The 13,067-nt window shown below is 40.8% G+C and carries 13 protein-coding genes; 8 read left to right on the forward strand and 5 right to left on the reverse strand.

Features of this window, described 5'->3' with window-relative positions; all coding sequences use genetic code 11:
- Positions 1-29 precede the first annotated feature (29 nt).
- A complete protein-coding gene (gene mreBH, locus MHH68_RS07015; RefSeq protein ID WP_012009812.1) occupies positions 30-1,037 on the reverse strand; it encodes a rod-share determining protein MreBH in 1,008 nt (335 codons plus the stop codon).
- A gap of 276 nt (positions 1,038-1,313) precedes the next feature.
- Between mreBH and MHH68_RS07020 the strand changes: the two genes are divergently transcribed.
- The 5 genes from MHH68_RS07020 (at position 1,314) to ade (ending at position 6,584) form a co-directional block, all read left to right on the forward strand.
- Positions 1,314-1,592 (forward strand): AbrB/MazE/SpoVT family DNA-binding domain-containing protein, encoded by a 279-nt coding sequence (locus MHH68_RS07020; protein ID WP_012009813.1) that lies wholly within the window; start codon positions 1,314-1,316, stop codon positions 1,590-1,592.
- Between the two features lie 142 nt (positions 1,593-1,734).
- Entirely contained in the window at positions 1,735-3,045 is a 1,311-nt protein-coding gene (locus MHH68_RS07025) for an ATP-binding protein (protein ID WP_061407655.1), read from the forward strand.
- A 4-nt stretch (positions 3,046-3,049) separates the two neighbouring features.
- Positions 3,050-3,886 (forward strand): gamma-glutamylcyclotransferase, encoded by an 837-nt coding sequence (locus MHH68_RS07030; protein ID WP_339165667.1) that lies wholly within the window; start codon positions 3,050-3,052, stop codon positions 3,884-3,886.
- Between the two features lie 37 nt (positions 3,887-3,923).
- Positions 3,924-4,592 (forward strand): TrkA family potassium uptake protein, encoded by a 669-nt coding sequence (locus tag MHH68_RS07035; protein WP_012009816.1) that lies wholly within the window; start codon positions 3,924-3,926, stop codon positions 4,590-4,592.
- A gap of 261 nt (positions 4,593-4,853) precedes the next feature.
- A complete protein-coding gene (gene ade / locus MHH68_RS07040; RefSeq protein ID WP_339165668.1) occupies positions 4,854-6,584 on the forward strand; it encodes an adenine deaminase in 1,731 nt (576 codons plus the stop codon).
- A 100-nt stretch (positions 6,585-6,684) separates the two neighbouring features.
- Here the strand turns inward: ade and rnjA are convergent, their stop codons facing one another.
- The gene (gene rnjA / locus MHH68_RS07045; RefSeq protein WP_012009818.1) at positions 6,685-8,352 is read right to left on the reverse strand and encodes a ribonuclease J1; all 1,668 of its coding nucleotides are present in this window, start codon (positions 8,350-8,352) and stop codon (positions 6,685-6,687) included.
- A 5-nt stretch (positions 8,353-8,357) separates the two neighbouring features.
- A complete protein-coding gene (locus MHH68_RS07050; RefSeq protein WP_058014087.1) occupies positions 8,358-8,567 on the reverse strand; it encodes a DNA-directed RNA polymerase subunit epsilon in 210 nt (69 codons plus the stop codon).
- A 395-nt stretch (positions 8,568-8,962) separates the two neighbouring features.
- Between MHH68_RS07050 and MHH68_RS07055 the strand changes: the two genes are divergently transcribed.
- Positions 8,963-9,742, forward strand: a complete 780-nt coding sequence (locus MHH68_RS07055) for a Cof-type HAD-IIB family hydrolase (RefSeq protein ID WP_339165669.1) — start codon at positions 8,963-8,965, stop codon at positions 9,740-9,742.
- Between the two features lie 39 nt (positions 9,743-9,781).
- Here the strand turns inward: MHH68_RS07055 and def are convergent, their stop codons facing one another.
- Positions 9,782-10,339: a peptide deformylase gene (gene def / locus MHH68_RS07060; RefSeq protein ID WP_044142028.1), complete on the reverse strand. Its 558-nt coding sequence runs from the start codon at positions 10,337-10,339 to the stop codon at positions 9,782-9,784.
- 111 nt (positions 10,340-10,450) lie between these two features.
- Complete coding sequence (locus MHH68_RS07065; RefSeq protein WP_151282361.1) at positions 10,451-10,636, reverse strand: YjcZ family sporulation protein; 186 nt, start codon at positions 10,634-10,636, stop codon at positions 10,451-10,453.
- 234 nt (positions 10,637-10,870) lie between these two features.
- On the opposite strand from MHH68_RS07065, the gene MHH68_RS07070 reads away from it, so the two are divergent.
- Both MHH68_RS07070 and pdhA read left to right on the forward strand, forming a co-directional pair.
- A complete protein-coding gene (locus MHH68_RS07070) occupies positions 10,871-11,539 on the forward strand; it encodes a YkyA family protein (protein WP_339165670.1) in 669 nt (222 codons plus the stop codon).
- Between the two features lie 410 nt (positions 11,540-11,949).
- Positions 11,950-13,065 (forward strand): pyruvate dehydrogenase (acetyl-transferring) E1 component subunit alpha, encoded by a 1,116-nt coding sequence (gene pdhA / locus MHH68_RS07075; protein ID WP_007498599.1) that lies wholly within the window; start codon positions 11,950-11,952, stop codon positions 13,063-13,065.
- Positions 13,066-13,067 lie beyond the last annotated feature (2 nt).

The raw sequence follows: 13,067 nt of genomic DNA on the forward strand, positions 1-13,067 counted from the left end.
ATGATAAAAAAAGAAGTAGAACAAGAAGATTATTTTAATGTTTTTTGCAATTTATGAATGACTTCTAGTGAACGACCTGTTCCGATTGCGACAGATTCAAGTGGATTTGCTGCAATATGAACTGGAACGACAATTTCCTGTGAGAGCCATTCTTGAATCCCGTTTAACAAAGCGCCACCACCAGTTAAGATCACGCCGCGGTCTACGATGTCACCACTAAGCTCTGGAGGGCTGTCCTCTAATGTTGCACGAATCGCCTCTAAAATATGAAGAAGTGACTCTCGCATGGCTCCTTGAATTTCATGAGATTCAAGTGTGATTGTTTTTGGAAGACCTGTCACTAGATCACGTCCACGTACTTCTAATGACTCTGGCTCATGCTCAATGAGACCATAACCAATTTCCATTTTCACCTGCTCAGCTGTCCGTTCGCCGATTAATAGGTTATATTTCTTTCGCACAAACGTAATGATATCTTCATCCAGCTGATCTCCGCCAATTCGAATGGAATGACAAGAGACAACGCCGCCAAACGAAATGATAGCAACTTCCGTTGTTCCTCCGCCAATATCAACTACGACGTTTGCAACAGGCTCATCTACTGGAAGATCAGCGCCGATTGCGGCTGCAACAGGTTCTTCGATTAAATGCACGTGCTTTGCTCCGCAGTTTTTCACAGCATCACTGATGGCACGGCGCTCAACAGCTGTGGAACCAGAAGGTGTACATACGACGACCGTTGGTTTTCTGAAGGTAAATCCGATATTTTTTCCTGCTTTTTTCATGATTTGTTTGAGTAAATCTGTTGTCATATCATAATCAGCGATGACACCGTCTTTCATCGGACGGATCGCCACAATTTTCCCAGGTGTTTTCCCAATCATTTCTTTTGCTTCTGTTCCGACGGCAAGTACAGTTTTTGTTTCTGTATCGACTGCCACGACGGACGGTTCATTCAAAATAATCCCCTTATTTTTACTATAAACCAATATGTTAGCTGTTCCTAAATCAATTCCAATTTCGGCATTTTGAAACATGTTTTCACCCAATCTCTATTTTTGCTGTTTTAAACAATTTTACATTTAAAAGTTCAGGGGGGTGAGGTCATTTGTGGGGGTTTGTGATGACCTTGAAATGAACTTGTAAAATTCGAGTATCATTTTGACAATCACAATAAATTTTCCCTTTGTTTTTTCTTTTGTGAAAAAAATTTTTATAGAAGAGAAACCTTTTGAGAATCTCTTACGTCTACGATATATCAATTGGTGAAAAACAGATTGATCTTGAGCTAATGAAAGAAAGAGGGAACGAATTTGAAATCTATCGGAGTCGTAAGAAAAGTAGACGAACTAGGGCGTATTGTGATGCCAATCGAATTAAGAAGAGCACTTGATATTGCTATTAAGGACAGTATGGAATTTTTTATAGATGGGGATAAAATCGTCTTGAAAAAATATCAGCCAGAGGGAGTTTGCCTCATGACTGGTGAGATTACATCAGAGAACCATGATTATGGAAATGGTCAAATTACATTAAGCGCTGAAGGCGCAGAATTACTGTTAAAAGAACTTCAAGAAGCTCTTCAGCAGTAATGAAAAAAGCCTGTTCTCTTCCTTTGTGCTGAGAACAGGCTTTTTTTCTGAAAAAGTTCCTTAAAAATGCCCCATCTCCCTCAAAAAACAAGTGGAAAATGGTACAATTGACAAAGAATCTCAGGGCGGCAGGTGGAATCATTTGAACAAAACATATCAAGTGCGGATCGTGTTATCTGTTCTTGCATTTATTTTAATTTTAAGCTGGGATTTCTTTTATTATTTAGGTGGCTATCAAATTAATTGGCCACTCGATCTAGCCTTTACAGTCCTGGTTCTAACAGGAATCTGGGTTGTCTCAGGCTATGTAGACCGCCTAAATCTACTTGTGTCAGACTTAAATACGAGAGAGAAAGAAGCACACGAACTGACAGAGCGGCTGAATCGAATCACAGATAACTTGCAAGAAATCGTCTTTGAAACAAACGAAAAAGGTGAAATTATTTTCTTAAATCAAGCATGGACACAAATGACGGGCTATGACATCGATGAATGTCTAGGCACCATGTACAATCAGTACTTTGATCAAGAGGAACGCGTGGTCCAGCATTTATTGTCTGTGATCAAGGAGCATAAGGATGCGGGGCGTGTAGAACTGCAGCTTCTCCATAAAGAGGGAAAGAAGGTGTGGGGAGATGTTCATTACAAGCTTTATTTTGATGAGCACCACCAGTTTACCGGAGGAATTGGAACGGTAGCTGATATTACGAAACAAAAGCAGGCAAAGCTTGAGCTTGAAAGATCCAATCAGCAATTGCAAATGCAGGCGCAAAAGCTGGCCGTCGCTGGACAAATAGCCGCTGGAATCGCCCATGAAGTCAGAAATCCACTGACATCAGTTAATGGTTTTTTGCAGCTGATGAAGACTCAATATCCTGAAAGAACCGATTATTTTGACATTATCTTTTCTGAAATTAAACGGATTGATTTTGTTTTAAGTGAGCTGCTTGTATTGGCTAAGCCTCAATCGGTCCATTTTCAAGAGGTCCAGCTTCATGAGCTTCTAGAACAAGTGATTACTTTATTAAAAACAAATGCCGTTCTTTCAAATATTGATCTCAAGCAGCCATTTAAAAGGCAGGATGCCGGCGCAATCCTAGCAGACGCTAACCAAATGAAGCAGCTGTTCATTAATTTAATCAAAAATGCGATTGAGGCAATGCCTGAAGGTGGCAGCATATACATATCTACAGAAAAAGTATTGAATGAATGGAAGATTACCATTCAAGATGAAGGAAAAGGGATGTCTGAAGAAGATATTCAAAAAATATATGATCCTTTCTTTTCCACGAAAAAAGAAGGGACAGGGCTTGGTCTGACCATCTGTGCGACAATTTTAAAAGATCATCAAGGAAGAATGGACGTGTCAAGTGAGCTTGGAAAAGGCACAGCTTTTCATATTTATTTGCCTGTGTGTCAAAAAAGCAGACAGCAGCAAGTTGAGAGGACGTGAAGTCATGACGGTAAAAGCTTTATTTGTATATGGGACGCTATTGCAGCATGAAGAGCATCACGAAACGTACATGAAGGAAAACAAACTATTAGCTAAATCCGCTTGGATGAGTGGAAGGATCTACGATACAGGTCAAGGATATCCAGCGTGTGTTCCTGCAGAAAAAGGCACTGTATTCGGGGAATTGTACGAGGTAACCGCTGACACGTTGAATAAGATAGACGTACTAGAGGAAGGGTATGACAAGCAGGAAATCAATATCATGACGGATCAAGGTCAGGTAGCAGCCGTGACATACACTTTGCCAGAGCAGAAGGCATCAGCGCTGAAAGAAATAAAGAGAGGGTGCTGGAAAGCTTATCAACTTTGGCAGCAGAAGCCATCAACCTTCTATTATTTTGCCTATGGCTCCTGCATGGATAATGCTAGGTTTAAGCTCGCAGAAGTCGATCATCACTTTAAACAAATCATCGGCGGTGGTGTACTAAATGGTTTTACTACGAGATTTACATTGGTGAGGCCAGATGGATCAAGAGCTGATATGGTAGAAGATGGCGGCGAAACAGAGGGTGTTTTATATGAAGTTCCTTTTGATGCCATTCGTTATTTGTATAAACGAGAAGGAGTATATGAAGGTACATATCGTCCAGCATTTGTCGATGTCAAAATAGGTGATCAAATTTACGAGGACTGTTTAACCTTTCTTGTGCTTCAAAAAAGAGAAGAAATCGCTCCGCCAGCTCATTATCGCAGTGAAATCGAAAAAGGAGCAGATCTTTACTTAAGTGAAGCGTTCCGCAAAAAAATTCGTTCACATATGGATTCATTAATCAAACCGTAGTAAAATGCATGGTAAGTGAGATAAAAGGAGTCTGAACATGAAAAAGGAATATGCAGTCATTGGTCTTGGACGCTTTGGTGGAAGTATTTGCAAGGCGCTGAGTGAAGAAGGACTTGAAGTCATGGCAATGGATATGAATGAAGATCGAGTAAACGAGTATGCGAAAATCGCCTCACATGCGGTGATTGGTGATTCGACGGACGAAAACGTTTTAAAAAATCTTGGTATTCGCAATTTTGATCATGTCATCGTTGCAATTGGCGAAAACATTCAGGCAAGTATTTTAACAACGATTATGCTGAAAGAGCTTGGCGTCAAAATGGTCACTGTGAAAGCGCAAAATGATTATCATGAAAAGGTACTCAACAAAATTGGAGCGGATCGCGTCGTTCATCCAGAGCGAGATATGGGGAGACGGATTGCACATAAAATCATTTCAAATAACGTGCTTGATTACCTTGAGCTGTCAGATGAGTACAGCCTGATTGAGATTGTTGCAAACAACAGGCTTGCAGGGCATTCCCTTTTAGATCTTGATATTAGGGCAAGATACGGTATCAATATTGTTGCGATTAAGCGCGGTAAGGAAGTCATTGTTTCCCCGCTGGCTGATGAAATGATTCAAAAAGAAGATATCCTCATTGTCATTGGGGCAGTAGCCGATATAGGACGCTTTGAAAAACGAGAAATGCAGAACGATTATTAAACACTCCGATGACGGGGTGTTTTTTTACATGAATGTGTTCATGACAGGTGGACATTGAGATGAAAATAGACATTGAAAAGGGCTGCGTTGTTCTGTATAACCGCAAAAATAAGTCGTGATATTTTTCATGCAATTATCACTATTCAGAAATAAAAATCAGTGTTTTGATATGGTTGATTTTCTCTAAATGTCATTGACTGGGCAAACAGATTCGTTTACGATAAGAAACATTATATTGTTTACTTGGAGGAGGCAGTGTCGTTGGATAAGGAGCTTTTCAGACATCAAATTGAGGTAGCAGCAAAGAGAAAAAAAGCAGCCCTCGTGATTAAACATGCGAAAGTCATGGATGTGTTTAACCAGGAATGGATAGACGCAGATGTCGCTGTTGAAAATGGACAAATCGTTGGGATAGGAGAGTACGAGGGAGAACAGGAGCTAGATGCATCAGGTCAAATGCTTGTGCCTGGTTTTATTGATGGCCACGTTCATATCGAGTCTTCTATGGTGACCCCTGCTGAATTCTCCAAAGCTGTCGTTCCTCACGGCGTGACAACTGTTGTAACAGATCCGCATGAAATCGCCAATGTGTCAGGTATAACAGGCATCCGTTTTATGCTGGAAGAAGCGAGGAAAGCTGCCTTACATATTTATTTCATGCTGCCATCTTGTGTACCGGCAGTCAGTTTTGAACGATCAGGTGCTACGTTAAAAGCGCAAGATTTAAAACCTCTTTATCAAGAAAAGGAAGTGCTTGGTCTTGCTGAGGTGATGGACTATGTTGGTGTGGAGCAGGCAGAAGAAGATATGCTTCAAAAGCTGCTTGATGCTCAAAACGAGAATAAACTGATTGATGGCCATCTAGCAGGCTTAACAGATCGATTAATCAACGTCTACCGGACAGCGAGTGTCCAAACAGACCATGAGGTGACAACAGCACAGGAAGCCCTTGAGCGTGTGAAAAGAGGCATCTATGTGATGCTGAGAGAAGGATCTGTTGCCAAAAACGTGAAAAATGTTTTACCAGCAGTGAATGAGAAGAATGCGAGACGCTTTTTCTTTTGTACAGATGATAAACATTTGGATGATTTAATGGCACAGGGAAGTATTGACGAGCAAGTACGGATGTCCATAAAAGAAGGCTTAGATCCATTTTTAGCCTATCAAATGGGAAGCTTAAATGCCGCAGAGTGTTTTGGTCTTAAAACAAAGGGAGCCATTGCACCAGGCTATGATGCTGATTTTATGCTTGTCTCAGACTTTCATCATGTAGATATTACAAGTGTATTTATCGCAGGTCGATTGGTTGCACAGAACGGAGAGTATAAGCCGAGTGTCGAAAAGATTGCACCGAGCCCGGCATTATTACAATCTGTTCATGCCGTAGATGTTCAAAAGGAAGACATTGCACTACCTATCACAGGCGATCAACATATGAATGTCATCCGTATTATTCCGAATCAGCTTGAAACAAAGTTAGAACAAGTCTCTCCTTCAGAAATGAACGGACAATTTACAAGTGATACAGGCAGAGATGTATTGAAAATGGTGCTTGTTGAACGTCATCAAGGTTTATCTGAAATGGGCGTAGGGATTGTCAGCGGCTTCGGCATCAAACAGGGCGCGATTGCAACAACAGTTGCACATGATTCACATAACTTAATTGCAGTTGGTACAAATGATGCTGATATCATCAAAGCGATTGAGGCGTTAAAAGAAGCAGGCGGCGGTTTGACTGTTGTGAAAGAAGGGCAGTCACTTCATACGCTGCCATTACCAATCTCTGGTTTGTTGTCAGATCAGCCGGCACATCTCGTCAATGAAAGCCTTCATACACTTCATGAAGCGCTAAAAGAAACTGGTTTTTCCTTAGACTTTAATCCGTTTTTGACGCTGTCCTTCTTGGCACTTCCAGTCATTCCTGATGTGAAAATGACGACAAAGGGCTTGTTTGATGTCAGAAGCTTTCAGCACCTCCCAATTCAATCATAAAAAGTGAGAAACCGCATGTGTACGATGTATATATGCGGCTTTTTTTAATACTTGATGAAAAAAAGAGACACAGCCAGTCGGCCTTGTGTCTCTTTTTTGATTACACTTCCATAATAATCGGTAAGATCATTGGGCGGCGTCTTGTTTTTTCGTAAAGGAAAGGAGCAAGTGTGTCCGTAATTTCGTTCTTAATTTCAGACCACTGAGTTGTCTTACGTTCCATTACTTTTTCAAGATGCTTTGAAATGAGATCTTGTGCGTCGTTAATGAGGTCGCCAGATTCTCTCATGTAGACAAAGCCTCTTGAGATGAGATCAGGACCAGCAGAGATTTTGAATTCTTTCATGTCCATGCTGACGACTACAATGACAAGACCTTCTTCTGAAAGAATGCGGCGGTCTCTTAAGACGATATTCCCGATATCGCCAATTCCGCTTCCGTCGATATACACGTTACCTGATGGAATTTTGCCAGCGACACTTGCTTCGTCACCTTTTAGTGCAAGAACTTCACCATTATCCATGATAAAGCAGTTTTCCTCAGGAATTCCGCAATCATTCGCCAGTTTAATATGCGTTTTTTGCATGCGGTATTCACCGTGAATCGGCATAAAGAATTTTGGTTTAATTAAACGGAGCATCAGCTTTTGTTCTTCTTGTCCGCCGTGACCAGATGTATGAATATTATTAAGTGAGCCATGAATGACCTCAGCGCCAGCACGGTACAGCTGGTTAATGGTGCGGCTTACACTAATATTGTTACCCGGAATCGGTGAAGATGAGAAGACAACAGTGTCTCCAGGATTAATCGAAATCTGGCGGTGAGTGCCGTTTGCAATACGAGAAAGAGCAGCCATCGGCTCACCTTGGCTCCCAGTACAAAGAATCGTCACTTTGTTTGCTGGTAGACGGTTGATTTCATTGTGTTCAATGAACGTGTTTTTTGGACATTTAATGTAGCCAAGATCTTGTCCAATATCAATAGCAGACTCCATACTTCGTCCAAACACCGCAACTTTTCGGCCATTGGCAACAGCGGACTCGATCACTTGCTGAAGTCTGTGAATGTTTGAAGCAAACGTAGCAAAGATGATACGGCCGTCGACTTTTCTAAAAATGTCATCAATGCTTTCACCTACGCGTCTTTCAGACATCGTAAATTCTGGAATTTCACTGTTTGTACTATCGGATAAAAGACATAGAACGCCTTCTTTCCCGATTTCAGCCATTTTTGTTAAGTTGGCAGGCTCGCCAACAGGCGTAAAGTCAAACTTGAAATCACCTGTATGTACGATGTTACCAGGAGGTGTCTTCACGACAATTCCATAAGAATCTGGAATACTGTGTGTTGTTCTAAAGAAAGACACAGCTGTTTTTCTAAATTTAATGGTATCTTCTTCTTCAAAAATGTGAAGTTTTGTCTGTCTCAAGAGACCGTGCTCTTCCAATTTATTACGAAGTAGGCCGATTGCGAGTTTGCCGCCGTAAACTGGAATATTCACTTGCTTGAGAAGGTAAGGGATACCGCCGATGTGGTCTTCATGTCCGTGAGTGATGAAAAGACCTTTGATTTTATCTTCGTTTTTAACTAAGTACGTATAGTCAGGGATGACGTAGTCAATTCCAAGAAGCTCATCTTCAGGGAACTTAATACCAGCATCAATTAAAATGATTTCATCTTGAAATTGAACGCCATACGTGTTTTTACCGATCTCGCCTAAACCGCCGAGCGCAAAAACTGCCGCCTGATCGTTTTTTACAAATTTCATTCCTCTCATAGCTCCAATACTTTAAAATTTTCACTTTCTCGTTCATAGTCTAAAAAAGCACCGTCTACAGGCTGAATGAATTCAATGTTGTAGCTATGTTTTTTCAACTTATCGCGTACGTCTCTTTCAGAAACCGCTTCAACGTATAGTGAATCTGTGTGTTCTCTTACAGGTACCTCAGTAGTAGTTGCCTGAAAAAATACCTTATATATCATCCAAATCTCTCCTTAAATACCGTATGTTACACTCGCTATTTCTATTATATTAAAAAAACGCGCATAAGAAAAGTCTCTGAGAAAAAAGGACCCTCAGCAAATGTGCGGAAGATCCTTTTAAGCGATCGATTTTTTACGAAGCATGTCCTTCCATTGTCTTCTAATTTTCTTGCGCAGACGACGAAGCATCGCAGGTCGCCTCCTTTCGAATTGAAGTGAGATTAGACCTTGTATTCCGTTCTCTCTTTATACTTGTATTATATGACGTTTCCATTGAATGTTACATGGTTATATGTGGGAAATGGGCGTTTTCATAGGAATTGGTTTCGAAAGCAGAAATCTTTCTGTATGATGAAAGGGAGTGAGTATACATAACAAGAGACAGGAGACGGGATATGAATAAAAAAGTCATCTTCTTTGATATCGACGGTACTTTATATGATCATGATAAAAAAATACCTGAATCAACGAAGAGAGCAGTTCGTTTATTAAAAGAAAAAGGCCATCATCTCTTCATTGCATCTGGGCGTTCGCCTTTTTTAATTAAGCCTATCTTAGAGGAATTAGGGCTTGACTCCTTTATTGCTTATAACGGTCAGTATGTCATGTATGAGGGAGAAGTCATTTACGGCAATCCGCTTAAACTGGAGCTGATGGAGAAAATTTATGAAACGGCAGATCGTCATGATCATCCGCTTGTTTTCATGGGGGAAAAAGCGATGAAGGCTTCTGTGCCAAATCATCCGTTTATCCATGAGGGGATTGGGACTTTAAAAACAGCGCATCCTGAACATGATTTGTCTTACTTTAAAGAAAACGAGATTTTTCAAATGCTGTTATTCTGTAAGGCAGAAGAGGAAGTCCAATACGAGGCGTTTCGCGAAGAAATTGATCTTGTCAGGTGGCACGAGCTGTCAACAGATGTCTTGCCAAAGGGCGGTTCGAAAGCTGAAGGCATTAAACGAGTTATCGAAAGACTGCCTTACGAGCAAAAGGATACCGTTGCCTTTGGAGACGGTCTGAACGATCGAGAGATGATTTCGTTTGCTGGTACAGGTGTCGCCATGGGAAATGCTGTGAATGAACTAAAAGATTTGGCTGATTTTGTGACAAAGCCGGTAGATGAAGACGGCATATTCTATGCAGTAACCCATCTAGGCTTGATTGATGAATAAAAAAAGAAGACCCTGAGGTTATTGGGTCTTCTTTTTAATTTATGATCTGCCGATCGCAACAGAGTTGTCTGGCTCAGCGAATGGCTGATCCTTTTGAATATGATCATAAAACATAATGCCGTTTAAATGGTCGATTTCATGCTGAAATACAATGGCTGGAAACCCTTTTAGGCGAATATCAATGTCTTCTCCTTCAAGCGTTGTGGCCTTCACCCTGATCTTTTGATATCGCGGGACAAATCCAGGAATGGCTTCATCAACAGATAAGCAGCCTTCACCTGTCGTTAAATAAGCTCTTTTGACGGAATGACTGACAATGCGCGGGTTGAAAAGGGCATAGCTGTATTCCTCTCCATCTTCATCCTCACAGTGAACAGCGATCATTCGCTTACTGACATTAATTTGCGGAGCCGCGAGTCCAACGCCAGGTCTGAGTCCATACTTTTCAGCCAAGTCAGCATCTTGACTATTTTTGACGAACTCAATCATGTCAGCTAATTGCTGTTTTTCCTCTTCTGTCGGCGGGAGCTCGACCGCTTCAGCTGTTTGTCTTAAGACGGGATGTCCGTCCCGTACGATATCTTCCATGGTAATCACAAATCTTCACTCCTATTTCCTTTGTATGTAAAGTATATAAAATGTTACACAACATATGCAATGAAATAAAGAAGACCGGTCTATGAGACCGGTCAGAGGCTTAAACAGCCATTAGCAGCAGCCACCGCCGCCTAAGAATGCTGCGCCAACGATGATTAATAGGATGAAAAGGACAACGATTAAAGCGAATGTGCGTCCTCCGCCGTATCCGTAACCACCGCCATAACTTGGGTAACAACAGCCACCACCATATCCGCCACCGTATCCATACCCGTAACCGCCGTATCCACCATACATACTTCCATGACTATAATTAGACATACTTTTGACCTCCTTTGGAAATACACTCGGCCTCTCATAAGTGAAGGCGAAGCGTGTAATATAAACTATGTATGAATGCACTATTTGTATAGTCATGCGCCTATCACTTGAAAAAAATCTTCTTCGGCTCATCAGAATGACCTCTTTCCTTGTCACAAACGCCTATAAAAATTATAGTTGTATGTGGAGATATAAAGGGGGAACCTTGTGATGAAACAAATAAGAAGAAGCATGAAAGCAGGTGCTGCTTTAGCGGGGATATGTACCCTTTTGCTGACGGGATGCGGAGGTCAAAGTTCATTTCATGACATGCAAGATGCGATGACGAAAATGAGCGAAAAAGAGGCGTCTTTTGAAAAAGAGCAAGGCACACTGCAAAGCTATGAGAAAAAAGAACAGCAGCTCTATAAAAAAATGATACAAACCACAAAGGATCACACAAAAACAGTGTCAAGCCTTTCTGATCAGGCGTTAGCATCTGCAGCGAAACGAGAAGAACATTTGAAAACAGAAAAAGACAGTATGGATGAATCGAAAAAAGAATTGAAAACGGTCAAAGAATCTGCGGGACGTATACAAGATACGGTTTTAAAAGAAAAAGCAGATGAAACGGTCAAATCGCTCGAGAAAAGATATGCGTCGTATGACCAGCTTTACAAGGAATATCAAAAGGCGCTGAAACAAGATCAGCATTTGTATCAATCTTTAAAAAAGAAGGACTTAGGATATAAAGAGCTGAAATCCAAGTTGAAGACAGTGAACCGTTCTTATAGCAAAGTCAGAAAAGAAGGTAAAAAGTTCAATCAATATACAAAGCAATTGAATGAGCATAAACAGGCTTTGTCTGAAGCGGCAGATCAAGAGTTGAAAAGGAGGTGAAAAAACAGCTCTTTTTTTATTTTTCGACAAAAACAAACATTTTCTATTGTAGTACAGTAGTACACTCTATACTAGTACAGTTAGAGTTGTTTGTTAAACAGATTGATACAGCTCACCATAAAAAGTAAAGCGAATACATTTATTTAAATAAAGCCGTTAAATCAATTGACGGACTATTTTTCTTGTTGTAAACTAGTCCTTGTTAACAGAAGTTGTATTAGTTATTTGTGAACTATCGTTAATACAGTTAGAAGAACTCAAAAACGAGTGATCATTCAATGTTTCGACAACGATCCCAGTGGCTATTATATACAGGAGTCATATGCGTATTTTGGGTTATCCTATATCTGTATGTATAAATGGATTCACGACAAATTGACTGTTAAAAGAAAGGAAGAGGTGACTTTAGAATGGCTGCAAAAACAAAAAAAGCAATTGTTGATAGCAAAAAGCAATTTGATGCCATCAAAAAGCAGTTTGAAACGTTTCAAATTTTAAACGAAAAAGGCGAAGTCGTAAACGAAGCGGCAATGCCGGATCTCTCAGATGACCAATTAAAAGAATTAATGCGCCGTATGGTGTTTACACGAGTATTAGATCAACGTTCAATTTCATTGAACCGTCAAGGACGTCTTGGCTTCTATGCGCCAACAGCTGGACAAGAGGCTTCTCAGCTTGCAACTCACTTTGCACTTGAGAAAGAAGATTTCATTCTTCCAGGATATCGTGATGTACCACAATTAATCTGGCATGGCCTTCCATTAACAAAAGCGTTCTTGTTCTCTCGTGGACACTTTGTTGGTAACCAAATGCCTGAAGATGTGAATGCACTTTCACCACAAATCATTATCGGTGCACAAATCATTCAAGCTGCTGGTGTAGCTCTTGGTTTGAAAAAGCGCGGTAAAAATGCTGTTGCAATCACTTACACTGGTGATGGCGGAGCTTCACAAGGTGATTTCTACGAAGGTATTAACTTTGCAGGGGCTTACAAAGCGCCAGCGATTTTTGTTGTCCAAAACAACAGATATGCGATCTCTACTCCTGTTGAGAAGCAATCTGCTGCGCAAACAATTGCACAAAAAGCGGCTGCAGCTGGTATCGTAGGCGTACAAGTTGACGGTATGGATGCATTAGCTGTATATGCAGCAACTGCTGAAGCTCGTGAGCGTGCTGTTAATGGCGAAGGTCCAACATTAATCGAAACTCTTACATTCCGTTACGGCCCACATACAATGGCTGGTGACGATCCAACAAGATATCGTACAAAAGAAGATGAAAACGAGTGGGAGCAAAAAGATCCATTGGTACGCTACCGCAAATTCTTGGAAAACAAAGGCCTATGGTCTGAAGAAGAAGAGAATAAAGTCATTGAAGATGCAAAAGAACAAATCAAACAAGCGATCAAAGAAGCTGACGAACAGCCTAAGCAAAAAGTCACTGACTTGATTGAAAACATGTACGATGTAAAACCATTCAACTTAGTTGAACAGCTTGAAATTTACAAACAGAAGGAGTCGAAGTAAGC

This window comes from Bacillus sp. FSL K6-2841, assembly GCF_037976435.1.
Classification (GTDB): Bacteria; Bacillota; Bacilli; order Bacillales; family Bacillaceae; genus Bacillus; species Bacillus pumilus.